The following is a 24242-nucleotide window of genomic DNA, read 5'->3' as shown; positions in this document are numbered from 1 at the left end:
CCTAATGACCAAAGAAGGCAGCGGCAGCAACGCTACCACACAATCGCTCGAAGAAAATAGTGAATAATTATTTTGTTGCGATTAATCAATTGCAGGGGAAATACAGAAAAAAATGCTATTGCGATCACAAAGTTGCTGCTAATACGCATTAACAGCAACAGTTCGATGAATATAGTGACTATTTTATGCAGTTATCGAAGAAGGTCACAGTAGCTGGCCAATCAGAAAATACGCCAACTAACTCAAGATCTTTTTTTAGTACATTAAGTACTTCAAATTCATGCATTGAGGTGTACTTGCGCTCGATGGTCCAAGTAATTAAATCTAAACCCGCGTCTTTTAGCTGCTTGGCATAGTCGGTAGCAACTACTGCTCCATCTTGCTCTTCAACAAGCGCAGTATAAATGGGCGCAACAATATTGATGTTTTTAGCGGCAATTTCTGTTGGGCTGGGCACACCATCAAGCAAGTAAATAAGGTAAACGGCTTGCTCCCCAAACTCTGGGGTGTTGGCAACCCAGTATTCAACGTCGTCAATTGAGAAAGATTGAGCGTAAACCTCGCTAGGCTCAATGCCTGCTTCAATGTATTCATCAATCATTTTTTGGGCAAATTCTTGCTGGGTAATCCCTGCTGCTGCTAGGTCTTGCGCAGCGGGTGTTTTAAGCTCTGGCGTCATTTTTACGCCTAGCTCCTTAAACAGCGCAATGCTTTCTTTATGCGACATTAATGTGCCAACTTCAGCGTAAAGATCGGTACGGAAACTTGGCGTTGCATCCATGTATTCTTCAACTGTGGTTGCTTGTTTATTTGCTGCGTCCATTTTTCCGGTAAGGCTTTTATATTCAGCCAAGGTAAAGTCCGAAGTACGACACTCGGCAGTGGCCTCTACGCCATTAGCAGTGTCTGCCGGAGTGAAGGGAACTGAACATTTAGCAGCTAACTCTGGCACTGCCAGTACGTTGGTAGTGGTGTGTAAATCGGCATGTGAGTGGCGACAAACTAATTCGCCATCTTTAGTGAAGGCTACATCACACTCAAGCACACCTGCTCCCATACGCGCGGCAGCCATATAGCTTTCTTTGGTATGCTCTGGGAACATCAGTGGCGCGCCACGGTGACCAATAGAGAAGTCACTTACGCTGTAAGTTGTCATGTTATCTACACACGCTTGCAAGCTTGTTTTTAGCTCTCCGTCGGCGAGCTGATCAACTAAGAATGCTGGACGAGGCCCCAATTGCACTTTTGATATAGCCCCAGTGTTGGCTGCTTGAATAGGATTGTCATCGTCGCTACAGGCGCTTAAAAGTACAAGTGGGCAGAGAAATAGCCCTAGCTGAGAGAATTTCATTGGTTAACGTCCTTATTGTTGGTGAATAACATCGATTTAAGAGCTAACCAGTAAAGATTCATCGGGTGACAAAGTGATGAAAAATTGATGTTAGATTTATGTCACGAAGATGAACGGCTTGTAAAAGTAGCAAAGCCAGCAATAACTACGCTGGCTTTGTTGATTCTAGGGTCTGTTGATCTTTACTGATGGTTTTTGCAGCCATTTATGCAAGACAGTGAGTGTGCAGTTAAGTGGGCTTAATAATCACTCGCTAACGCTGAATAAATGGCTAAGAAATGCTGCCCGAAGGGTTCGGATAAGCGAACTTTACTCTTTGTTAAGCACTTCTAGCTTAGCCCACTAGGCTTCTAAGTGCTCGCCGCGATTAAAGCCCGCTTATCTCGAACAAAATTTCAACACCAAAGATAAACAAACCCTAGTAACTAGCGATAATCAGGAATGCTGCGATTCCAGGTCACTAACTTTTTATCATTAGCTTTGTTGCGCCAATAACTGGCTAAGCGCGGGTTAGGCTCGGTGGCCAAGCCTACTTTATAGTAGTAAGCCAACGTACTAGCAGCAGGTTTAGAGCCTTTATCAGCGGCCAAACTAAACAGTTCAAAGGCTTTGTTATAATTTTGCTCAACTCCACGACCGTAATGGTACATGCGGGCCAGTGCCCAAATAGCTTGTGGGTTACCCTGCTCGATAGCTTGTTCAAATAAGCGTTGCGCTTTTGCGAAATCTCGCTCACCACTTATTCCGTGGTAGTAGAGCAAACCTAGCTCACGGCTGGCTGCTGGGTGCATTTCTTGGCTGGCTACTTGGTAATAACCAAGCGCCTTAGTTAAATCGGCTGCTTCAAACATGCCTCTTGCACTAGCTTTACCTATCCAATAAGCCGACTCTGGCCTGCCTTGCTCCGCTAACTGCTGGTGTAAGTTATAACAACTCTGCTGTTTTTTAAGCTGGGTGCACCAAGCACTTAAACGCTGATCTTCATTAGTAGCGTTTGGCTTTGCAGAAGCCACAAAGCTATTACTCAAAGCTAGACTTAACCCGGCCACACACCAAATAAGTAATTTTTTCATGATTTTCATCCTTGGCTGGTTACGACAACTTAGGAGTTAAATTCACTCCCTTGTGATCTGTGTCGCATTTTGCGTGCCAAATATAAAAACCATATATTTCAAAGTAATGACAGAATCTAAATTCTTAATCACACCACAATGAAGCAATAATCACCAAATTGAATCACCAAAACAGTAATTATGAAAAACAATAATAAAGAAAACAGATTTATTAATAGCCTTTCGCCGATTTACGCCATTGCAGTGGCGTTTGCTTGAACCACTTTTTGAAGCTGCGGATAAAAATGGCCGGTTCTTTAAAGCCCAATTGCAGCGAGATATCTGCAATTGATAGCTGACTATCAACTAAAAAGTCCACTGCCATGGTTTTTCTGGCGTCTTCTAACAAGCTTGAGTAGCTAGTACCTTTGGCTTTTAAGCGCTTTTGCAACACCCGAACATGCACTCCAAATAACTCCGCTACATGCTCAATACTGGTATTTCCATCGTAGATTAATGGCGGCAAAATCTGATAAATAAGATCATCCAAGTCTTCAAGCCGCTGTAAGGTTTCGCTACTTTGTTTACGCAGTGCTTCTGCAGGGTAAACTTGCGCGCCAGTAACGTGGGCCCAACGCTGTTCAAACACAATAGCATTAATAGCTTTATTGTCTTTTACCGGGCAATTAAGAAGCTGGGATAGCGCTTTAGTGTGACTAAAACTATGCATTAACCACACTTCGGTCGCTCGCCATGACTCTCCAAATAGTGTTTGGAAAGTTTTAAATAAGTTACACAGCATCGCCCTATGCATAGAGTCACAGTTCAGTTGATCAGCAAAACGTAAACTAAATTCGGCTCGAACTAAGTCCCCTTCCTTCACCAAATCTAAGTCAGTTCCGCTCGACTGAGCATTCAAGAATGCCTTCAACATTTGGATCATCGCTTCTAGATTAGGCATGCTTTGAACCGCAATGGCTAATACTCCTTGCTTACGCAAAGGCATCGACAAGCCACAACGTGCGCTGGCCAAAGGCTGTTGACTAGCGCGGTCTGCAGCTGTCATTAACTTTGCCACTTTAAGCTGACTAATTAAGCCGCTGGTTTGACGCAATAAACTCGGCGAGATATCTGCAGCGGCTAACAGTCGATGCCTGTCTATACCTTGCTGCTCCATGATGTCTACAACCCACTTTAAGGCTGGTAACTGAAATTGATATTCCTGCATCTCGCCGCCACTTCCATAAGAACCATAGTCACTATTTTTGCAGTTGTTCGCAAAATGTCAATTTACCCCCATGGTTTGATTAAAATAGCAGCAAGTTGAAAGGCCGAGTTGTATTTCAGATTGTTAATTTTTGCTGGCTATACCCAGCACATATTTAGGATCAATAATGACAAAATCACTTAAAGCTATTTTCGCCATCGCACTTTTAAACATGACTATCAGCATGCCTGCATTTAGTAAAAGCGCAGCAGAAGAACGTGCCGAATCAGACCAAATGGTTCAAGAAACCTTGGTAGACTTTAAGAAAGAAAATAGCGACATTGCCGGCAAAATCAACGGCGCAGTAGGTTACGCAGTATTTAGCAATGCCGGTATCAACTTATTTGTTATCTCTGCTGGCGGCGGCCATGGTGTTGCCATCGACAACCAAAGCGGCAAACGCACTTATATGAATATGGGTGAAGCAGGGGTTGGTTTTGGCGCTGGCGTAAAAGACTTCCGCGCATTGATGATTTTTAACACCCGAGAAGCTTACGACAAGTTTGTAGATTCTGGCTGGTTGTTTGGCGCGCAGGCTGACGCATCTGCTAAAGCTGGCGATAAAGGTGGCTCTGCAGAAAGTGAAGGTGCTATTGGAGATGTAACTATCTATCAAATGACCGAAGCTGGCTTATCGTTAGAAGCGACCGTAAAAGGCACTAAGTTTTGGAAAGATAAAGATTTAAACCAAAGCTAGATTTAAGCACTTCGCTAACACAAATTATAAAAAGCTTGGCTCCACTGGCCAAGCTTTTTGCCTAGTGCCCTTCTTGCTCCATTTTCTCTACAAAGTCATCAAGCTCTTTTCCGGGGCTGTGGCTAAACACCCGTTCTTTGTGGTGCAATTCGGTTATTCGGTCGACCCGAAAGCTGCGAAAATCGTCACGTAATTCGCACCACGCTAACAAGGTCCAGGTGCCTCGCCAAAAATAAATGGCCAGTGGGCGAATTTCTCGTTTGGTGCAGTCTGCTTTGGCATCTTGGTAGCAAATCTCTAGGTATTCACGCTGTTGCGAAGCAATACGCAAGGGATCTAAATATTTGAATTGGTCGCTGTCGATATAAAAATCGGGGGCAAACATTAAAGATTGATAGGCTTGTAGTCGTTGTGGCAATACCGCTTCTACTTTAATCATGGCTTGCTTGGCAGCCGAAGACAGTTCTTTGCCTGCCCAGGTTTGCACCATACGCATGCCAATTTGAATGGCCTCTAGCTCCGCTTCATTAAACATTAGCGGTGGCACGCTAACTTCTTGGCGCAACAAATAGCCTACGCCAGCTTCTCCTTCAATGGGAATGCCACTTAAACAAAGATCTTGTACGTCACGGTAGATGGTGCGAGTTGACACTTCTAAACGCTCGGCTAAATCTTGGGCAGTGGTGAGTCGCCGCATCCGCAGAATTTGTACTATCTGAAAAAGCCTGTCTGCTCGTCTCATAAATCATCCCTGCCAAAGTGCAGAGCAAACACTAGCCCAGCTTTAAAGGCTGAGCTAGCTAAATTTGCTTGCATAACCACGTCGATATTACTGGAACTTAGACCACAGACCTATTTTATTACCTTCACTATCCACAAATAAGGCGAAGTAACCATGCTCGCCATCTTGAATGGCAGTAACAGGCATTAGGATTTGCACGCCTGATTGAGTAATTTTATCCACCAATGGGCTAAGTTTTTCGCTTAAATGCAGATAAACGGTGCTGCCATCCATGCTTGGCTTCATCATTTCATGCTGACATAAACCAAAACTAGCAGCCTCTGGATCTTCGGTTTCTAAAATGGCCATATCCATATCGCCCATATTCTCGCGGCGAAAGGTTAGATCAAAGTGCTCGGCGTAAAAAGCTAACGCGCGGTCCATATTGGCAACGGCGATCTCTGCCCATACTAAAGGTGCAACTGCTAACATAACTATCTCCTTGCTGTTACCGGCTAGCCCCCATGGCCAGCCAGTGAGATAACTATAATCCCCTGCTACTGACACCTACCTGTCAGTAGGGTTTCAGTAGTTGAAATTAATTTAACCTGAACTGCGGATAAGGAAATGACGATAACTCTGCAAGCCAGTACTTAATCTAGCTTGATGTTTCCGGCGAGATAGCGGTGCTTAGTTGATAACTTCGCACGTTGTAGATATATACTCAGCACATTAAGCCCAAAGCGAACAATTTTGTACAAAACCTTCTGCTAAATCTGCGCTATGATGACAGCTTATACCAATCACACTAAGTAAGTGATCAGAAATAGCGCAGGAAAAATGCTCGAGAATAAGGCAGGATTTTTCGATAAGTAGTTATTCTACAATCAAAAATTCTAACGCAGTTATCGAGCATTTTAACCAGTTAGAATGATCAGTTACTTGGTACGATTGGTATTCTTCCGGCCAGTAAGGAGGCAAGCCAATGACAAAAGAACAAGCACGTTATCAGCTTGCCGACGAGTTAGGCGGTATAGAAATACTAAACGCCCGCTATCAACGGCAAAACTTTTCGCGACATAGTCACGAAGGCTACACCATTGGTGTGATTGAAAGTGGCGCGCAACAGTTTTACCGCACCGGTGGCAACCATATAGCCCCGCAAGACAGTATTATTTTAGTGAACGCCGATGAAGTACATACTGGCTGCTCGGCCTCGGAAGGAGGCTGGTCCTATCAGGCCATGTACCCCACTCCTGAACAATTTGAACAACTCAGCCAAGCTCTAGGCATTAAGCAACAAGGCGCGCCTTATTTTAACCAAGCAGTGGTGCAAGACTCGGTGGTTGCTGGCTCTTTACGCGCTACCCTTGCATTACTGGCTAACTCTAACAATCGTTTACAACGTGAGAGTATGGTTTACGCGAGCTTGAGTTTGTTAATGACTCGGCACGCTAAAACTCGACCAACAACCACTTCTGCCTTTAATGAGCGCAATCACCTTAGTTTAGTGAAGCAGTTTTTGGATGAGCAACCACAAGCCAATGTCTCGCTTAGCGAACTGGCTAATTTGGTCAATTTAAGCCCTTGTTATTTAGTGAAGCAGTTTGTAAAGCGCTACGGTCTTCCGCCACATGCTTACCAAATTCAAGCGAGATTACGCTTAGCCAAACAACTGTTGCGCCAAGGTAACAAGCAATTGGATGTCGCCTTAGATTGTGGCTTTCATGATCAAAGCCATTTTAGCCGCCACTTTAAACGCGCTTTGGGTGTATCTCCTGGCCGTTATGCCAAGGAACTTGCAGCTTAGCTAAGCCTGCCTTTTACCCTCTCAAGGAAAATTGTGAACAGTACAGACTATATAAACCATCTAACTTGGTCTAATAAACTCACCGCATTTGCCAAAGGCACCTTAGCGGTATTGCCGCTCACCATAGCCGTGGTGCCTTGGGGAATATTAGCAGGCTCTTATGCAATGGAGGCGGGCCTTAGCCCTTTACAAAGCCAAGCTATGTCGGCCATTTTATTTGCGGGTTCAGCCCAATTGGTAGCTACTGGCATGTTTAAGCTAGGAGCTGGCCTGTTAAGCATGCTGGTTACCACCATGCTAATTACTTCGCGCCACTTTCTGTACAGCATGGCTATGCGCCCCAAAGTTAGCGGCTTACCGCTAAAGTGGCGTCTGTTACTGGGTTATTTGCTTACCGATGAATTGTTTGCCATTGCCAATCAAGACAAAGCTGAACGCTTTGATCGCTGGTACGCATTAGGGGGCGGTTTAAGTTTTTATCTTGGTTGGAATATCGCTTCTGCGGTGGGCATTGTGGCTGGCGCAAATATCGAAAACCTAGACAGCTGGGGGCTAGACTTTGCCATCGCAGCTACTTTTATTGCCATTGTAGTGCCAAACATAAAACATGGCTCGGGCTTACTGTGTGTGCTTATCGCTTTAGTAAGTTCGGTAGCGTGTGAACTTTATGCAGTGCCTGGCGGCCTGCTCATCTCAGCCTTACTAGCTATGGGTTTAGCCACAGCTTACGCTAAGTGGCGCGGAGAACAACAATGATTTGGTTGACTATTTTCGCCATGGCCGCAATTGTGTTTGCCAGCCGTTACCTGTTCTTAGAGCCAAAAATTCCGCTTAGGTTGAACAAGACAACGTTGCAGTTTTTAAGCTACTCAGCCCCTGCAGTGCTAACGGCCATATTTGCTCCGATTGTATTTATTCGCGATCAACAATTGGCATTATCCTTAGACAATCCCTATCTGCTCGCCGCCGTGCTAGCTGCGCTATTAGCCTACTTCACCCATAACGCGCTAATTACTACGGTGGTGAGCATGGCAGTATTCTTTTTGATTCATTAATCTTCTAACCAAGCCAAGGCGCTTTGCTCATCTTCAAATACTTGCACTTCGCCAGCAATAAACCAATTGCCTACTTTAGAGGCCCACTCTAGCCATTGTTGGTGGCCTAAAATAGCCACTTTCTCAAAGTCTTGGCCATGCTTTAAACCGAGCCTTAAATCATCCCACGCAGCTCTTAGCTCCCAGCCTTCTAACTCACTAGCATCAAAAAAGGCACGAATTTGTGGATGTTCAACCTCAGCTAAGGCTGATTCAATGATGGGAGTAATGGTTTGATAATCTTGATGAGTAAGTGTGCCGCAGGCTTTAAACGAAACCAATAAGCGGGTTTCTACTCGCTCAATGCCCACTGTAATGCCGTGTCTGCGAATTGCCATACTGAGTCCCTTATTAATTCAAACTTGCCCTACCAGTATGGTCGAGATTTACTCACTCACAAGCTTAATTAAATACAATTAAATCTACCCTCATTTGGCGATTGTATTTAAGCTAGTTTGAATGCAAAATTCGCCTATGAAAGACTCAGAAATCATCACTCCCCTGCCTTCATTGATTCACCGTATTGGTGGAGAGAATACCAAACATGCTAAACAATTAGCGCTTGAATCGGGTTGCCAACTAAAGCGGGTTCGCCGTTCTAGAAACTGGCAACTAATGGGAGAACTGTCAGCCTTAAACGGCTTATTACAAGACTTGAAAAACCTAGAATCTGAGGACTTCAGGTATCTAACCACTAAGCTGGAACAAGGCTTAGCCCACTATCAAGACCTACTAGAGCCTAAAGCGCAACGCTTAAGCCGGATCTTAAAAGATAAGCCCAATGCCACCTTAGCAGAGCTAATCGCCCTAACCGATTGCACTATGGCAGAAGCACGCCAAGCACGATTCGACGCAGAAATTTAAGTCACAAGCCGCAAATTTAGCCGAGCTGAGGCCAAAGCCGTTCCACTTGCTGCAAGGTATTTGCGTAAGGCTGTTTTTCACATTGTGCAAAGCCTGCCAACTGGCGAAGTTTAAACTTTGTAGACCACGGACTAGTCACCCCAGTTAAAAATCGACAGGCCATTATGGGGCTAAGTAGCGCTTGTTGGCTGGCATTTAAATGTTGTTTAAGCTCTTGTAAGTAATTAAACACTTGGGCATCGTCTAGCAGCTTAAGCGGCGCAGAATAACTCAACTTAGCCACTTGCCCGCGGCATACACTACAATGGCCACATTGTGCGGGCGCGTTGTGGTCATCAAAGTAACGCGCTAGTTGGTAACTTAAGCAAGAATCTAGTTCAAAGAAACGAACCAATTGGGCAATCCGTTTAATCTCTTTAGTTTGCGTATCGTTGAAGTACTGGCTTAAACGGCTGGCAAGTTGAGGGTCGGCCAAACCCGTTGCGTTTACTTGATATACCTCGGTAATCTTCTTGGTTTCTAACTCGATTAAGCCCTGCTCTGCCAAGTACTCTAGCGCAGCCACTACTCTGGAGCGCTCTGCTTGATACTGCTGATGCAGGCCATCAAAGTTAAGGCTTCCCCATATTTTTTTCATTTGAGTATGGGAGAAAATCGCTTCAATAAACTGTAAGCGTTCGCCAGAAAAGCGCGCCAGCACCGCGCTTTTGTCTACTAAGAACTTGTACTTAAAATCAGCATAATAGGCATATAAGGGCTTAATAAGACCTTGAATCTCTAATTGCACCAATAGCGTTTTTAGTGGCAGTTGGCGAATATTAGTAAGGCTCGACAGGCTGTTGATTTGCACTTCCCATTGCTCACCTTGAGATTCAGCCTGAATGTTTGCCAACAAGGCTTCTATGCCACTTTGCTCAGGCGTATCGCCGTATACAAAGTTCTCGACCGTGGTTAAGCCGTCTAAATTCGCCAAGGTTAAACAGTGCGAAAGCTGACCATCGCGCCCTGCTCGGCCAATTTCTTGGCTGTAGTTCTCGATAGATTTAGGCAAATCAAAATGCACTACAAAGCGAATGTCGCTTTTATCTACCCCCATACCAAAAGCTATGGTGGCCACCACCACCTGTACTTTGCCCGCCATAAAATCATCTTGCGTTTGCTGGCGTTGCTCATTGGCAAAACCGGCATGATAGGCAACTGCATTTATACCTTGCTGCTGTAAAAAGCTTGCCACCTGTTCGGCGCTGTTTTGCAAGGTAACGTAAACGATGCCAGCACCCGTTTGTTGACGAATAAATGCTAATAGCTGTTGCTGCTTATCGTTGCTACTGCAGGCTTGCACACTAAGATCTAAATTGTTTCGATAAAAGCCTGTTTGCACAATGTCTTCTTCTGCTATAGCAAAGCGCGCGGCCATATCGAGTTTTACTTTTTTAGTGGCCGTGGCGGTTAATAACAGCACTAAAGGAATGTTAAGTTCTTGGCGATATTGCGGCAGCTTTAAGTAGTCGGGGCGAAAATTATGCCCCCACTCAGAGATACAGTGCGCCTCGTCTACCACCAACATAGACACAGCTACCGATTCAATAAACTGACGAAAACGCTCGTTCTTAAAACGCTCAACCGAGACCATTAATATTTTAGTTTTACCGCTGCGCACCTCACTCATTACCTGCTTACTTTGCTCAGCAGTTAAGGTGGAATCTAAACTGGCTGCAGCAATGCCTTTAGCCTGTAAAAAAGCCAGTTGATCTTTAATCAATGCCAATAAAGGAGACACCACCAAAGTAAGATGTGGCAGTTGCAAGGCGGTAAATTGATAACATAACGATTTACCCGACCCTGTGGGGAAAATCGCTAAACAAGAACGCTGAGCCAATAAGCGCTCCACCACCGGTGCTTGCCCTTGACGAAAACCGTCAAATCCAAAATGTTGTTTTAACTGAGCAGATAAATCTTGAGGCATGTAGGTAAGCTCTTAGTGGTTAAATAAATTAAACTATAGGGCGTGGTATAAGGCATGTGCAGCCAAGCCAATAAACACGCTGGCGGCAACACTAAGCAACGTACCCAGCATTACATATTCGGTAAGTTTTCGATCGCTATGATCTTTTAGGTCGCCAAAACGAAAAATCGATTTGGCGGTAACAATAAAGCCAATTGCGGCAAATTGATTGAGCAATACACAAGTGAGCACCAAGCTACGCTCAACCATGCCAATCGCCTGCCCAGCCATGGGTAAATTTTGCTTTGGCTGTTCAGTAAGTGGGCTCCAGCGCTGCAAGATTAAACCAAGCACCTTTGAACATGGTCCCCAAATAAGTAAATAAGCAAAAGTAATTACTAATACTTTGGCCTGCATCGCTTGCTCGAAGAGCACACTCACTAGCGGCCAGGCTTGGCTTAGCTCCACCACCAATAGCAACAATACTGCAAGCTGGGCTAGTTGCTGGCCAAGGTAATAACGGCTTCTATCGGGCAAGTAAGCACTTACCCCAGCAATTAACACACTGGCGATAAACAATGCCGCTATAGCCGCTAACAAAGGGCCAAGTGCTGATACAAACAACATGCTTATGCCTGCAAACAACAGCGTGATAAGCAGCGCGCGAAAATACAAACCACCAGCTGCAAACTTACTTTGCTGAATGGCCTCGAGCCAAGAGTTTGGTAAACAATAAAACTCTAACAACAGATAAGCTAAGCCAATACTAAAAGCGAATTGCGCCAGTGTTTCCATAATAAAACTCTTCCATAAGTTGGATAAAAAACAGTTTATATTCTTCTAGCAATTGGTACTGAGACTGATTGAGCAACTTGGTGGCATTTACCCGTGAACTATTAAGTTGCGCCGCCAGTGCTGCGTGGCTTGGCTCAGTGAGCTGCCAGTATAACGACAAGGCTTGCGCTTGTTTAATGGTAAGATCTTGCACTTGATGATCGGCAAATTTAGTTAGCAATTCAATACGTTGCGTAAACTTAGTGTCGTTGCTAAATATTCCCAAATAGTGACGTTTAAGACTATCTAGTCCGCGCCCAGATAATACAAAGGCTTCACCATTTGAGCGTGACACAAATTCTGCCAAAGGATCTATCTCGCCAATACCGATCCCAATACGTGCATCAAAGGCTAAGTGTTTATCGCCAGAGGCTTTTAAATCTAAACGAATGGCTAAAGCACATTCTAATGCTTGGCGTGGATCATTTAGCACCAGCTGAAAAGCATCACCGCGAAAAATTTCGTAGCGACATTGGTAGCGTTCGCTGGCTAAAGCCAAACTAGCGCTCAATCGCTGCAAAATTTTTGCAAAATCTTGGCTGTTTAACTCGCTAGAGCCAACTAAGTCCCCAGTAAGAACGGCTACCTGCTGCATAGTATTATCCTCTTCATTGAGAACAAGGTAACCCAAATTAGTTACTTTGTAAAATGTAACCCAAATAAGTTACATACCATAAAGTAACTTGCTTATTACCCGCTAAGCACATCGACCAGCATTCAACAAACTTAAAGCTCATATAAATCATACAATTTTAGATTTTTGTATAGGTGAAAAAAGAGCCTTCAGTTCAAACTTAACCAGTAATACAGCTAAAAAAGGCTAAAACCCCACCAAAAAAGGCTAAAACGGGTAAACTTTGCTTTAGCTTAAAAAACAAGCAAAGCAACATTTAATTTCATATTTGTATGACTAGTTCACAAAATAACAACAATTGTATTATAAAAACACATTATTGCAGTTCATCGCTGATTTTTTCATCATCAACAAAGCTAACATCAAATTTCATAAACAAATCATCACGTTTATGAACGCTGTTGGTCATTTACTTTTAAGCAGTTGGTAAGCCGTGGCCTGCAGAAGGCTGGGCAACTAAGGATAAACCCGCTCGTCTTAGTCTGCCTTAATGTAACTTCACAATAAGCAACAAGGTTTTACAAATAAGGAAATGAGTAATGAAACCTATTAAACCATGCAATAAAACAGTTAAAGCCAATGGAAAGCGGAACTCAGTTAAACAATCCCTTGGATTTGCCGTTCTTGCACTCTCCGCATCGCTAACTCAAGCCGCTACGCTAGACATACAAAGCGCAAGTGACTGGGGAGGTGCTCACTCAAGCTACCCTGCCTCCAAGGCCATTGATGGTAACACTGCTTTCTCTTCACGCTGGGCGGCGCAAAACCAACCGGTTAACTTAGTGCTCGATTTAGGCTCGGTACAATCAGTAACTGATGTTGGCATAGCTTGGGGGCGAGGCGACCAACGAACTTACCAATTTGAAGTGCGAGCTTTAGCCGATGGCAGTTCAAACTCGTGGACTAAAGTCTACTCTGGCAGCAGCACTGGCAATACGGCTGACATAGAAAGCTACGATGTTGATGACATCCAAGCCCAGTGGATCAGAATTAAAGTATTCTCTAACAGTGCAGGCAGCGCTTGGACTGATATCACCGAAGCAGAAGTTTATGGAAACAGCGACAACGGTGGGTCGAACGACCACAATCTTGATGCGTCTAAAGCACCTTCTGGCAACTTTGATCTATTAGACTGGTACCTAAGCATTCCAGTAGATGAAGGCGACGGTTACGCCACTTCAATTAAAGAAGTAGAGCTAGCGGCAAGTTACGAAGATAACTACTTCTACACCGGCAGCGACGGCGGCATGGTGTTTTATACACCAGTTAAGGGAGTAACTACCTCAAGTGGTACCAAGTTTGTACGTACCGAACTACGTGAAATGCTACGCCGTGGAGATACCTCGTATTCAACTAGCGGTAAAGACAATAACTGGGCATTCTCAAGCATACCAAGCAGCAGCCAAAGCGCCTTTGGTGGCATTGACGGTGTACTAGACGCCACCCTTGCGGTAAATCACGTGACCACAACAAGTTCAAACAACGAGCAAGTGGGCCGAATTGTAATTGGCCAAATTCATGCAGAAGGGAACGAACCTATCCGCCTTTACTACCACAAACTACCGGGTAACAGTAATGGCGCGATTTACTTTGCCCACGAAACGTCGAAATCAGACGGTGGTAACGAAACCTGGTACAACCTACTAGGCAGCATGGTGAGTTCAAACGGTGATTTAAACAGCACCGCTAACCCATCAAGCGGTATCGCCTTGAACGAAGAGTTCTCTTATACCATTACGGTGAATGGCGACTCACTTACTGCCAAGATCAGCCAAAATGGCAGCCAGCTCGCCAGCAAAACTATCAACATGTCTGGCAGTGGTTACGATGATTCCAGTAACTACATGTACTTTAAAGCCGGCATCTACCTGCAAGACAACAGCAGTAACGATAGCGACTACGCAAAAGTCACATTCTACAAATTGACCAATACCCACGATAACTACAACCCATAAGTTGAGTTGTCAGGGTATCTAACAAGCAGATAAAGGTCGCTAATTGAGCGGCCTTTTTAGTTTTGGAAACAACAAATTGTTAATGATTAGGTTTAGCTAAGGTAATGGATAGCTCGTTTATGCCCCTTTATGTGTTAACTATAGAGTAAAGGCTTTCGCCTGCGGCGACGTCATTAAGCTTCAACGAGCAAAGCTTAGCTAAGCAAAAAGAAAGCTCGCCCTGCATCTTCTTAGATCCTCCGTTGCGCATTCACAAGGGAGTTGAAGTAACTCGCTACGCTCAAACAGACTTCAACTCTGCTCCCTTGTTCATTTGCGCTACTCGGCGAAGATAATGGGATTGAAAAGCACAGTCTTGGCTATCGAATGTGTGAAACGTTTTTGTCCAAAGACGTGTTAGGAAGAGGTAAATCTATATCACCATGATAGGATCAACTCGCAGCTGCCAAACGCATTACCGGTTTATCATTAATCGGCAAATGAATCAGTGCGGCGATAAAAGCCAGTGCCACAGTTGACCACCATATAGGTTCGTAAGAGCCGTAATAATCATAAATACGCCCACCAACCCAGGCACCTAAAAAACTGCCTATTTGATGCGTAAAAAACACTAAACCATACAAGGTAGATAAGTAGCGAGCGCCAAATATTTGCCTAACCAAACCAGAGGTAAGCGGCACAGTACCTAACCAACAAAAGCCAATAGCGCCACCAAATAATGCTGCTGTGCTCTCGGTCACTGGCAAACTCACAAAACCAGCGATGACCACTGTTCTCATAAGATACAAGGCCGACATAACATGGCGCTTGCTAAATCTGTCGCCCATTACGCCCCAAAAATACGAGCCAAAAATATTGAAGATGCCCACGTAAGCCAAAGCCATGGCCCCGGTTGTGGCACTTAAATTCTTATCGGCGAGGTAACTAGGCAGGTGAGTGGCAATAAACATCACATGAAAACCACAGACAAAAAAACCAGCATGAATAAGCCAATAACCTTTATGGGAAAACGCCTCTTGTAAGGACTCTTTAAGGGTTTGCTTATCGTCTACTACCGCTTGCTCTTCAGTGCTAGGTTTAGCGGTTTTCATAAACATGGCAAACGCCACCATTAACGCGCATAACAAAGCAAAAGCTTGCAGAGCTTGCTGCCAGCCCATTTGGCTTAACATAAGTTGCGCGCCAGGAATCATTGCAAACATACCAAAGGAGCCTGCCGCAGTGGTTAAGCCAAAGGCCTTTGCAGCATGTTTAGCAGGTACTACTTTAGCAACTGCGCCTAATACAATCACATAGCTCGTGGCACTAAGCCCAAGCCCCACCAATGCGCCTAAGGATAGATACAACATGCTAGGCAGCGTAGCGATTGAGCTTAAATATAAACCCAGTGCATAAGCTGCCGCTCCCAGCACTATCACTCGTTTTGCTCCCCACTTATCTGCGGCCATACCCACAAAAGGTTGGAACATACCAAACAGCAAATTTTGCAAGGCAATGGCAAAGCTAAAAAACTCTCTACCTAACTGAAAGTGCTCTGATACCGGCATCATAAAAATACCAAAGGACTGGCGAATACCGAGCGAGATAACCAAGATACCAATGCCTAGCCAAACCAATGCAGGAAAGCGAAAAATACTCATGTAAGCCTCTTACTTAATGATGAGAATGGTGGTGAGAGTGATGTTGATGCTGTGAGGCATCATCATTAATTTGATGGCAGCCGCTATTCATAGCCTGTTCGGCCAACAGCTTTAATAAACCTGGCGAGTGATGCACCACAAGCAGCGTTAAGCTTAATAACAGCAGTATTCTCAGCATTTGAGCCAGAATAGATTGCGAAAACATAGGGTATTTTATTTGCGGGTAACCAAAAGAAGCGCGGAGTGTACGCAGTTCTGTTTCCTCAAACTAATGAATTTAACTCAGGGAATATATGCACAAAGCGCATAGCTTAATCAGCAGTTTTATTGTGCAACAAACAGCAACAACAAGAAGTTAAAAACTGCACAAGCCAGCGCCTAGCTATCAACATTCACTGGGCTACACCGATAAGCGCCAGCCCAGTGAAAAGTGCAGAATTACATAGGTTTATCTAAGGTAAAACTAAAACGGGTGCCTTCGCCTAAGGTGGACTCAACGCTAATTGATGAACGATGCAGTTGCACTATTCGTTTAGCAATGGCCAACCCTAAACCACCATGCGAACTTTTATCTTTCGCTCGATTGGCTGCTCGATAATGGGCGTCGAAGATATGTGGTAAATCATCGCTGGGGATCCCGGTGCCAGTGTCACTTACGGTAATGGCTAATTTTTTGCCCAGCTCCGCTTGATCGATGGTTACTTTAATCTCATCACCTTCGCTGCAGTGACGGATCGAGTTCTCCAACAAGTTGGTAAACACTCGCTCAATACGTTGAATATCGGCGCAGGCGACTAAGGATGGGTCTTGCGGCTCGACACTCATTACCACTTGCTTTTTCTGGGCGGCTAACTGCAGTTTTTGGATCACGTCTTGCGCCAGCTCCGCAATCGCTACGGGTTCTTCATTTATGGTGGCCGAATCACTGTCTAAGTGGGCTAGCTCGAATAGCTGCTCTACTAAGCTAGAGGTTTTGCGTGCGCTGCTTAAGGCCACTTTAATTAACTGCTCACCTTCTTCAGGGGATAAATCTCGGTGCTTTAACTGCCACGTTTCTAAGTAACCTTGCAGCGATGCCAGCGGTGTTCGCAGGTCGTGAGAAACATAAGAAATAAGCTCTCGGCGCAATTGGTCGGTGTCTTTAACCTTTTGATATTGGCCCTTAATGGTGGTGGCCATATCACTAAATGCAGCGCCTAGCTTTTGCACTTCATCGTGAGAGTTATTTTGCCAATGCCCTGCAATGTTGGCGGTTTGCTCCAAACCAACCTGCTGAAACTGATCAATATCCTTGGCTAGGCGACGCAGTGGTTTGGTAAGCAAACCGAAGATAAGAAATACCACCAATAAACTAAAACCTAAAATAAACAAAAGCCCTAGCATGCTTAATTTCATAATGTGGCTGCTTTGCAACAGCTCGGCAACACTGTCGTAGATCTCCCCACCAATAATGATGTACAGATATCCTTTAAGAATATTTCCTTCACGAATTTCAGCTACCGAAAAAATCTTACGCCTTGAAGGTGAACGCGGATCGTCACCAACAATCGGCATCGCTCTGGCACCATCGATAAAGTCTTGAATAGGCTTTAAATCCAATTGTTTGCGTTTAATTTTGCTAGGATCTGCTGAGTAGGTCACCACCTTGCCCGCGGTATCAAGGATATAAAACTCAAAACTTGGGCCCAAAATCATCATCGAATGAAATGCTTGCTTTATGGCCTTAGGATCCAGTTCACCATCGATAAATAGCTGGCTGTCATGTACTAAGTGTTCAGCTAACTGTAAATGCAGCTTTTGCTCTATTTCGTTTTGATATTGCTGCGAGCTTTGATGAGCCAAGCCCAGTAGCAAGCCACCGGCTAAAATAAAACACACCACCACAGCCAGCATCAGCTTGCTGTAAAAAGAACTGATGAATCTAAACATCATTAAACTTGTACCCTACTCCCCACACAGTTAGCACGTATTCAGGATTAGAAGGGTCGCTTTCTAACTTGGTGCGTAGTCGATTGATATGCGAATTTACGGTGTGCTCGTAGCCACTGTGTTTATAGCCCCAAACTTGGTCTAATAGCTGGGCTCGGCTGAATACTAAACCCGGTGATTTGGCCAGATGCAGCAGTAAATCAAACTCGGTAGAAGTAAGCTCCACCGCCTGATTACGCACCGATACTTGGCGACGACCAATGTCGATGGATAAGTCTTTCCACTGCATGGTAGTGGCGTCGGTTTGTTGCTGGCTTTGCACTAGCATATCAACGCGGCGCAACATGGCTTTCACTCTTGCTTGCAGCTCGCGCACGCTAAAGGGTTTAGTGAGGTAGTCATCTGCGCCCATTTCTAAACCCACTACCCGATCGGCCTCTGAGTCGCGTGCGGTGAGCATTAAAATTGGCGTATTGTGTTGCTCGGCGCGAAGATGCCGACAAATGTCTAAACCGTCCATGCCGGGTAGCATTAAATCAAGCACGATTAAGTCGAAGTTATCGCTGCTGGCTTTGGCATAACCTTGCGCGCCATTCTCACAGCTTTCCACTTGATACATCATGTCGTTTAGATTCATGGTGATCAGGTTATTAATATCGTGGTCGTCTTCAATGACCAGGATCCGCGGGGACATATAGGCTCCTTTCCTTGTAATGAACGACCACAATGAATAAGGCACTCACCCGCACCTAAGTACGGGTGTAGTGTTCTCTGCGCTAGTTGGTACGAGTAATCACTACTCTTCCCACTGTGCCAGACAATCGATGATCTGGCCGCAATACTGACGCAGGGTCGTCGGCTTGTGTAACTAGACCGGGATGACGCGAAACTTTATTCATTACATCATCACGTGCCGCGTTAAACCCTTCACCGCCGTCGGCTGGGCCAGGAATAGTTCCCACCGCTTCGCTGTTTTGCTCGGTTCCAGCATCATAGGCTGGCAAGCTGTAGGTCATGCTATCACCTACCATTAAACCACCAATATCAATACCATTTAGCCCAGTAAATGCATCGTTAGTGTTCACCATCATAGTGGCTAGTGATAACTGCATGTCGCTGCGCTCAGCAGCACTTATCATTAAGGTTTCATAAGCGCCTGGGCCAATAGCGCCAGCACCTGTAACAGCAACATTATCTCCGGTAAACATGTCTGCTAACTGGCTAGCATCGCCGCCTTCAGCCATGGTTTCTAGAGGAACGCTAGCAGAAGTTCCCAATGTCCATAAACTGATGGTTGCACTATGAATACCCACTACAGCTGGTGATAAGGGCTGCGCCGAGGTGTCGTTATAAATGGTTACTTCATACCCTAACGTATCTGGCTCAACTACGACGATTTGTTCATCATCACTGCCACATGCACTTAGTCCTGCCGCCATTACCGCTACGGCCAAGGCTCTCTTACTAAAACTTGAGATAGCCATAGATCCTCCTTAATTACTTAACGGTAACAACCACTTTTGCAACTGGGTTTAACCAGCGGTGAATACGGCTGTCTAGGTCACTCATGCCGCCCGTTGCATCTTGGTCACCCACATTACCAGGGTGAATATGAATGTTGGTATTGCTTGATGCTGTAGCTACGCCACTGCCGCCAGTTCCACCATTCATGCCAGGGTTTGCTGGAATACCGGGAGTACCAGAAGCTCCGCCGCCGTTTACAATCTCATCGTTGGCTTCGGTGCCAGCGTCGTAACCATTCATGTAGAAGGTATAAGTGCCTGCTTCACTTGGAATTTCCCAGCTGTCTTTACCTACAAAACCATCATTGGTTGGCAATAACATCGCCACAATACTCAGATGGGTGTTACTGCCAGTATCTAGGTCACTCACCATCACGTAATCGGTTGGTGCTAACAAACCAGCTGCTGGATTGGCTGATGAAACAGCACCAATACCGTCGGCAATTGTGACTAAACCAGAGATGTCTCCACCCTCTGCCATCATTTGCAGGGCTGGCGATGCCGCTGTACCTACTTCAAATAGGTGGGCGTCAGAAGTATGTGCAGTTACCAATAAAGGGGTGTAGTAAATACCTTGCGTTAAGTTAGTAATTTTAACGTCTACTACCGCGGCTTGGCTTAATGTACTTACAGCAATAAACGGCATTGCTAACAGAGATGACTTGAGATCCATGGTTCGCTCCTTTTGCGGTCCTTATTTAACAGTCAAATCCAGTATAAGAAGCACATGTCCCAACCAATTCACGAACTTATCACTTTTCTATCACAGGCATTAAAGCCCATTTAAAACAAACAGTTAAACTTAAAAAATTGTTTCAAAAAACGAGATTTAGACAAATACTTGCGATTTGTTTCAAGCAAATACACAAATACCACTTTAGTAGTAATTCATGCACCAAACAGATCCCGAACAGCACCAAGATGGGTAAATATTAAACACCCTCCGCTAGATCATCTTCACCCCCCTATCAAGTTTCAGGCTATAACCTTATGTATTTAAAGGAATTATTAAATACTTACTTCATCGCTGGCTTAATGGCTCGTACGTTGCAAATGAAAAATAAAAGATTCATTCGTTTCACCACCAGCAAACTCGCTAAGGAAGCTTTATGTATACCTTCAAAAAACTATTTGCTAGCGCAGCCATTTTACTTTGCGCTCTAAGCAGCACCGTAAGCCATGCCGACCAACTAGCTACTTTAATGGAGCGCGGCGTATTAAAAGTAGCCGTGCCACAAGATTTCCCTCCGTTTGGCTCGGTGGGGAGTGATTTACAACCCATGGGTTACGACATTGATATGGCTCGCTACCTAGCAGAGCAACTGGATGTAAAACTAGAATTAGTGCCAGTAACTAGCGCTAACCGCATTCCCTACTTACAAACCCGCAAGGTTGATTTGGTTATTTCTAGCCTAGGTAAAAACGCCGAGCGTGAAAAAGCCATCGACTTCAGTGATGCATACGCACCATTTTTCCTTGGTGTATTTGGTGCCGCAGAGGTTAGCGTTGATTCTGCGGAGCAACTGGCAGGTAAAACCGTTGGTGTTACCCGTGGCGCAGTTGAAGACATAGAGCTAAGCAAGTTGGTGGATAGTTCTACCACCATTAAACGTTTTGAAGACAATAACACTACCCTGTCTGCTTACTTATCAGGCCAAGTGGAGCTTATTGCCACCGGTAATTTAGTTGCCACAGAAATTGCCAAACGCGTTCCAAACCGTAAGCCAGAGACTAAGTTCTTACTTAAAAACTCTCCGTGTTATGTAGGTGTACTTAAAGGCGAGCCAGCTCTGGTTGCCAAAGTAAACGAGCTAATTGCTAAAGCAAAACAAAGTGGTGAGTTAGAGAAACTCTCGCTTGCATGGTTTAAAACATCGTTACCTAAAGAGTTGTACTAAAGGAGCGCGCCATGAGCTACCAACTAGACTTTAGTGGCTTACTGCCCTACATGCCTGAGCTTGCCAAGGGCTTACTCACCACTGCCGAGCTCACCTTGTATTCAACCTTTGCTGGGATCTTACTCGGTACTGCGGGGGCTGCGGGTAAAATAAGTAATAAAGCTTGGTTGCGCTGGCTCATAAGCGCCTATGTAGAAGTCATTCGCAATACACCGTTTATTGTGCAGTTATTCTTCATCTTTTTTGGCTTGCCAGCCTTGGGTGTAAAACTAAGTGCTTGGCAAGCGGGCTGCTTGGCCATGGTGATTAACCTAGGCGCCTACCTCACCGAAATTATTCGTGCAGGTATAGAGGCCACCCCTAAAGGCCAGTGGGAAGCGGGTAAAACCTTAGGCTTAAGCCACTGGCACATTTTTAGCCGCATTGTATTACCCACTGCGTTTCAACGTATCTATCCAGCCTTAGTTAGCCAATGCATTATCGTGATGCTGGGCTCGGCGGTGGTCTCGCAAATCTCTGTCGAAGAGCTCACGTTCTCAGCCAACTTTATTCAGTCGCGCAACTTTTTAAGCTTTGAATCTTACTTGCTCACCGCACTGATTTATTTGCTGCTAGCCATTGCCATGCGCCAACTGTTTGAGCTGGCCGCTCGTCGCCTTTTCAAAAACCCTGCATTGTAGGAGTAGTTCAATATGATGCAATTTACCGATTGGGACATCTTACGCAACTTGCTACTGGCAGCGCGTTGGACGGTCTTGTTATCACTTATTGCCTTTGCCAGCGGTGGCTTAGTTGCCCTTTTGCTAACCTTTATGCGCATAAGCAAAAACCCAGTGTTAAGCGCCTTGGTTAAAGGCTATGTAGAGCTGTTTCAAGGCACACCTCTGTTAATGCAGCTGTTTGTTACCTTCTTCGGTTTATCACTAATTGGCATTGACGTGAGCGCCTGGAGCGCTGCCATCATTGGTTTAACCTTATTCACCAGTGCCTTTTTATGTGAGATTTGGCGCGGCTGTATCGAGTCTTTACCCAAGGGCCAATGGGAAGCATCTCGCACCTTGGGTTTGAGCTTCTTTCAAACCATGCGCTACGTTATTTTGCCGCAAGCACTCACCGTAGCCATTGCCCCTACCGTTGGCTTTTCGGTGCAAGTGGTGAAAGGCACTGCACTCACATCCATTATTGGTTTTGTAGAGTTAACTAAATCCGGCACCATGCTTAACAATGCCACCTTCCAACCCTTTAAAGTGTTTGCCTTAGTGGCAGCGCTGTACTTTTTGTTGTGTTTCCCGCTGTCTTTATACAGCAAGCATTTGGAGAAGAAGCTCAATGTCACTGGTTAGTATTGAACAAATTCATAAGTATTACGGCCAACACCATGTGCTAAAAGGCATAGACTTAAAAATAAAGGCTGGCGAAGTTATCTCTATTATTGGCCGCAGCGGTTCTGGGAAAAGCACTCTATTGCGTTGCATTAATGGTTTAGAACCCTTTCAAAGTGGTGCCATTATTGTAGATAAACAAGCGGTAAGCGAAGACGAAAAACAGCTTAGGCTACTTAGCCGTAGTGTAGGTATGGTGTTTCAAAACTTTAACCTCTTCCCCCACATGACCGCTGGCGAAAACATTATGTTAGCGCCCAAGTTAGTACTGGGTAAAAGTCAGCAAGAATGTAGCGAGCTAGCAAAAGAAGTGCTAGAAAAAGTGGGTTTAGCCGACAAGTTTGATCAATACCCCACTAGCATGTCGGGCGGCCAACAACAACGCGTGGCCATTGCCCGCTCTTTGGCTATGTCGCCTAAAGTATTGCTGTGTGACGAAATCACCTCGGCCCTCGACCCTGAGCTGGTAGGCGAAGTACTCAAAGTATTGGAACAACTAGCCGCCGAAGGCATGACGCTAATTTTAGTCACCCACGAAATGAACTTTGCTCGCGACGTTGGTGATAGAGTGGTCTTTATGCACCAAGGAAAGGTGTGGGAAACCGGCGACAGCAAACAGGTGTTTGCTCAGCCCCAAACCACCGAGTTACAAAGCTTTATTTCTGCAGTGTTATAAGCTGTAAGCAATAATGAAATTAAAAGGACCTTAAGTAATCATGACAAAATCGGCCTGTGCATTTAACCAACGTATTGTTGAACACTATCCACAGCTTTCGGCCAAAGCGCGGGTAGTAGCAGATTACTTGCAGCATCATCCCGATAAAGTATTGATTCAATCAACCGCCGAAATCGCTAGCGCTTGCCAAGTGTCCAAAGCCAGTGTGAGCCGTTTTTTCCGTCAACTGGGTTACCAAGATCATCAACAAGTCTGTGACGAGCTCCGCCAAGAGCGCGAATGGGGACAACCACTGTTAACCAGTGAAGCGAGCGATACTAGTGAACACAGCGATTTAGCCGCCATTAGTCAGGTATTTAAGCAGCTAGAACAGATTGATTGCGAGGCTTTAGTGAAGCAAATTAGCCAAGCCAAACGGATAACTATTATTGGCTATCGCAACAGCTATCCACTGGCTTTGCACTTTCGCCAGCAATTAATGCAGTGTCGCAAACAGGTGTATTTATTGCCGGTTCCGGGTCAAAGCATTGGTGAAGAGCTAGCGCAACTTGGCGATAAAGACTTAGTGATAGTGATAGGTATTCGCCGCAGACCCAAATTATTTACGGCACTTATAGAGCAATTACAAAATCTTAATTGCCTGCTAATTACCGACCAAAGTGGCCAATGCTATCGCACTCAAGTAAGTCAATTATTGGTCTGCCCGATGAGCAATCACTCTGCCTTAGACAGCTATGCAGCGCCGATGAGCTTGCTCGCCCATTTAAGCAACAAGGTCTACGATTACTTAGCGCATTCAGCCCAAACCCATAGCAACCAAGTCAGCAATAATTATCAATTACTTGATGAGCTAGAAGCTCACCACTAAACATTACCTCACTGTTGTTTACAGAACCCAATAAGGGGAACCACTAAGCAGCAGTGAAACAATTGAACCAAACAAGTAGACAATGAGCCAATTAGCGCATTC

Annotated in this window: 26 protein-coding genes; 11 read left to right on the top strand and 15 right to left on the bottom strand. The window is 45.0% G+C overall.

Going from position 1 to position 24242, the window contains the following annotated elements:
- Positions 1 to 178: 178 nt before the first annotated feature.
- The 3 genes from K5L93_RS16715 to K5L93_RS16705 form a co-directional block, all read right to left on the bottom strand.
- Positions 179 to 1351, bottom strand: a complete 1173-nt coding sequence (locus tag K5L93_RS16715) for a glycerophosphodiester phosphodiesterase family protein (protein ID WP_220720841.1) — start codon at positions 1349 to 1351, stop codon at positions 179 to 181.
- Between the two features lie 425 nt (positions 1352 to 1776).
- A complete protein-coding gene (locus tag K5L93_RS16710; RefSeq protein WP_016402810.1) occupies positions 1777 to 2424 on the bottom strand; it encodes a tetratricopeptide repeat protein in 648 nt (215 codons plus the stop codon).
- A 211-nt stretch (positions 2425 to 2635) separates the two neighbouring features.
- The gene (locus K5L93_RS16705) at positions 2636 to 3631 is read right to left on the bottom strand and encodes an AraC family transcriptional regulator (protein WP_220720840.1); all 996 of its coding nucleotides are present in this window, start codon (positions 3629 to 3631) and stop codon (positions 2636 to 2638) included.
- A gap of 166 nt (positions 3632 to 3797) precedes the next feature.
- Here K5L93_RS16705 and K5L93_RS16700 point away from each other — a divergent pair, with 166 nt between their 5' ends.
- Entirely contained in the window at positions 3798 to 4367 is a 570-nt protein-coding gene (locus tag K5L93_RS16700) for a lipid-binding SYLF domain-containing protein (protein ID WP_220720839.1), read from the top strand.
- A gap of 61 nt (positions 4368 to 4428) precedes the next feature.
- Here K5L93_RS16700 and K5L93_RS16695 read toward each other — a convergent pair whose 3' ends face one another.
- Positions 4429 to 5109: a helix-turn-helix transcriptional regulator gene (locus tag K5L93_RS16695; protein ID WP_220720838.1), complete on the bottom strand. Its 681-nt coding sequence runs from the start codon at positions 5107 to 5109 to the stop codon at positions 4429 to 4431.
- An 87-nt stretch (positions 5110 to 5196) separates the two neighbouring features.
- Positions 5197 to 5580 (bottom strand): VOC family protein, encoded by a 384-nt coding sequence (locus K5L93_RS16690; RefSeq protein WP_016402805.1) that lies wholly within the window; start codon positions 5578 to 5580, stop codon positions 5197 to 5199.
- A 493-nt stretch (positions 5581 to 6073) separates the two neighbouring features.
- On the opposite strand from K5L93_RS16690, the gene K5L93_RS16685 reads away from it, so the two are divergent.
- The 3 genes from K5L93_RS16685 to K5L93_RS16675 are packed head-to-tail and all read left to right on the top strand — an operon-like array spanning position 6074 to position 7953.
- Positions 6074 to 6898, top strand: coding sequence for an AraC family transcriptional regulator (locus K5L93_RS16685; RefSeq protein ID WP_220720837.1), 825 nt, complete (start codon positions 6074 to 6076; stop codon positions 6896 to 6898).
- Between the two features lie 33 nt (positions 6899 to 6931).
- On the top strand, positions 6932 to 7654 hold the full coding sequence (locus K5L93_RS16680; protein ID WP_220720836.1) for an AzlC family ABC transporter permease: 723 nt from the start codon (positions 6932 to 6934) through the stop codon (positions 7652 to 7654).
- On the top strand, positions 7651 to 7953 hold the full coding sequence (locus tag K5L93_RS16675) for an AzlD domain-containing protein (RefSeq protein WP_220720835.1): 303 nt from the start codon (positions 7651 to 7653) through the stop codon (positions 7951 to 7953). Before K5L93_RS16680 ends, K5L93_RS16675 begins: the two co-directional genes overlap by 4 nt.
- Here the strand turns inward: K5L93_RS16675 and K5L93_RS16670 are convergent.
- The gene (locus K5L93_RS16670; protein ID WP_220720834.1) at positions 7950 to 8330 is read right to left on the bottom strand and encodes a SpoIIAA family protein; all 381 of its coding nucleotides are present in this window, start codon (positions 8328 to 8330) and stop codon (positions 7950 to 7952) included. The genes K5L93_RS16675 and K5L93_RS16670 overlap by 4 nt on opposite strands.
- A gap of 121 nt (positions 8331 to 8451) precedes the next feature.
- On the opposite strand from K5L93_RS16670, the gene K5L93_RS16665 reads away from it, so the two are divergent.
- A complete protein-coding gene (locus K5L93_RS16665; RefSeq protein WP_220720833.1) occupies positions 8452 to 8856 on the top strand; it encodes a ribosome recycling factor family protein in 405 nt (134 codons plus the stop codon).
- Positions 8857 to 8872: 16 nt separating this feature from the next.
- Here the strand turns inward: K5L93_RS16665 and K5L93_RS16660 are convergent, their stop codons facing one another.
- From K5L93_RS16660 to K5L93_RS16650, 3 genes are read right to left on the bottom strand one after another with little or no spacing between them, the layout of a single operon-like run.
- The gene (locus K5L93_RS16660; RefSeq protein WP_220720832.1) at positions 8873 to 10822 is read right to left on the bottom strand and encodes a RecQ family ATP-dependent DNA helicase; all 1950 of its coding nucleotides are present in this window, start codon (positions 10820 to 10822) and stop codon (positions 8873 to 8875) included.
- A 33-nt stretch (positions 10823 to 10855) separates the two neighbouring features.
- On the bottom strand, positions 10856 to 11596 hold the full coding sequence (locus K5L93_RS16655) for a hypothetical protein (RefSeq protein ID WP_220720831.1): 741 nt from the start codon (positions 11594 to 11596) through the stop codon (positions 10856 to 10858).
- Positions 11568 to 12230, bottom strand: a complete 663-nt coding sequence (locus K5L93_RS16650) for a nucleotidyl cyclase domain-containing protein (RefSeq protein WP_220720830.1) — start codon at positions 12228 to 12230, stop codon at positions 11568 to 11570. Before K5L93_RS16650 ends, K5L93_RS16655 begins: the two co-directional genes overlap by 29 nt.
- A gap of 578 nt (positions 12231 to 12808) precedes the next feature.
- On the opposite strand from K5L93_RS16650, the gene K5L93_RS16645 reads away from it, so the two are divergent.
- Complete coding sequence (locus K5L93_RS16645) at positions 12809 to 14224, top strand: polysaccharide lyase family 7 protein (protein ID WP_220720829.1); 1416 nt, start codon at positions 12809 to 12811, stop codon at positions 14222 to 14224.
- A 431-nt stretch (positions 14225 to 14655) separates the two neighbouring features.
- Here K5L93_RS16645 and K5L93_RS16640 read toward each other — a convergent pair whose 3' ends face one another.
- From K5L93_RS16640 to K5L93_RS16615, 6 genes are all read right to left on the bottom strand, one after another.
- A complete protein-coding gene (locus K5L93_RS16640) occupies positions 14656 to 15864 on the bottom strand; it encodes an MFS transporter (RefSeq protein WP_220720828.1) in 1209 nt (402 codons plus the stop codon).
- Between the two features lie 13 nt (positions 15865 to 15877).
- Positions 15878 to 16069 carry a hypothetical protein gene (locus K5L93_RS16635; protein ID WP_220720827.1) on the bottom strand — a complete coding sequence of 64 codons (192 nt, stop codon included), beginning with the start codon at positions 16067 to 16069 and terminating at the stop codon, positions 15878 to 15880.
- A 233-nt stretch (positions 16070 to 16302) separates the two neighbouring features.
- Positions 16303 to 17796: a sensor histidine kinase gene (locus K5L93_RS16630; RefSeq protein WP_220720826.1), complete on the bottom strand. Its 1494-nt coding sequence runs from the start codon at positions 17794 to 17796 to the stop codon at positions 16303 to 16305.
- Complete coding sequence (locus K5L93_RS16625) at positions 17786 to 18487, bottom strand: response regulator transcription factor (protein WP_220720825.1); 702 nt, start codon at positions 18485 to 18487, stop codon at positions 17786 to 17788. Before K5L93_RS16625 ends, K5L93_RS16630 begins: the two co-directional genes overlap by 11 nt.
- An 82-nt stretch (positions 18488 to 18569) precedes the next feature.
- Positions 18570 to 19277, bottom strand: coding sequence for a spondin domain-containing protein (locus K5L93_RS16620; protein WP_220720824.1), 708 nt, complete (start codon positions 19275 to 19277; stop codon positions 18570 to 18572).
- A 13-nt stretch (positions 19278 to 19290) separates the two neighbouring features.
- Complete coding sequence (locus tag K5L93_RS16615) at positions 19291 to 19989, bottom strand: spondin domain-containing protein (RefSeq protein WP_016402777.1); 699 nt, start codon at positions 19987 to 19989, stop codon at positions 19291 to 19293.
- A 436-nt stretch (positions 19990 to 20425) separates the two neighbouring features.
- On the opposite strand from K5L93_RS16615, the gene K5L93_RS16610 reads away from it, so the two are divergent.
- From K5L93_RS16610 to K5L93_RS16590, 5 genes are read left to right on the top strand one after another with little or no spacing between them, the layout of a single operon-like run.
- Positions 20426 to 21214 carry a transporter substrate-binding domain-containing protein gene (locus K5L93_RS16610; RefSeq protein WP_016402776.1) on the top strand — a complete coding sequence of 263 codons (789 nt, stop codon included), beginning with the start codon at positions 20426 to 20428 and terminating at the stop codon, positions 21212 to 21214.
- An 11-nt stretch (positions 21215 to 21225) separates the two neighbouring features.
- Complete coding sequence (locus tag K5L93_RS16605; protein WP_016402775.1) at positions 21226 to 21894, top strand: amino acid ABC transporter permease; 669 nt, start codon at positions 21226 to 21228, stop codon at positions 21892 to 21894.
- A gap of 12 nt (positions 21895 to 21906) precedes the next feature.
- The gene (locus K5L93_RS16600) at positions 21907 to 22557 is read left to right on the top strand and encodes an amino acid ABC transporter permease (RefSeq protein ID WP_220720823.1); all 651 of its coding nucleotides are present in this window, start codon (positions 21907 to 21909) and stop codon (positions 22555 to 22557) included.
- Positions 22550 to 23272, top strand: coding sequence for an amino acid ABC transporter ATP-binding protein (locus K5L93_RS16595; RefSeq protein WP_281422609.1), 723 nt, complete (start codon positions 22550 to 22552; stop codon positions 23270 to 23272). The genes K5L93_RS16600 and K5L93_RS16595 overlap by 8 nt, the downstream gene beginning before the upstream one ends.
- Positions 23273 to 23312: 40 nt before the next feature.
- On the top strand, positions 23313 to 24140 hold the full coding sequence (locus K5L93_RS16590; RefSeq protein ID WP_016402772.1) for a MurR/RpiR family transcriptional regulator: 828 nt from the start codon (positions 23313 to 23315) through the stop codon (positions 24138 to 24140).
- Positions 24141 to 24242: the final 102 nt, after the last annotated feature.

This window comes from Agarivorans litoreus (assembly GCF_019649015.1).
GTDB classification, from domain to species: Bacteria; Pseudomonadota; Gammaproteobacteria; order Enterobacterales; family Celerinatantimonadaceae; genus Agarivorans; species Agarivorans litoreus.
Note: the sequence above shows the minus strand (reverse complement) of the source record. Positions and strands in the feature narration are given on the sequence as shown.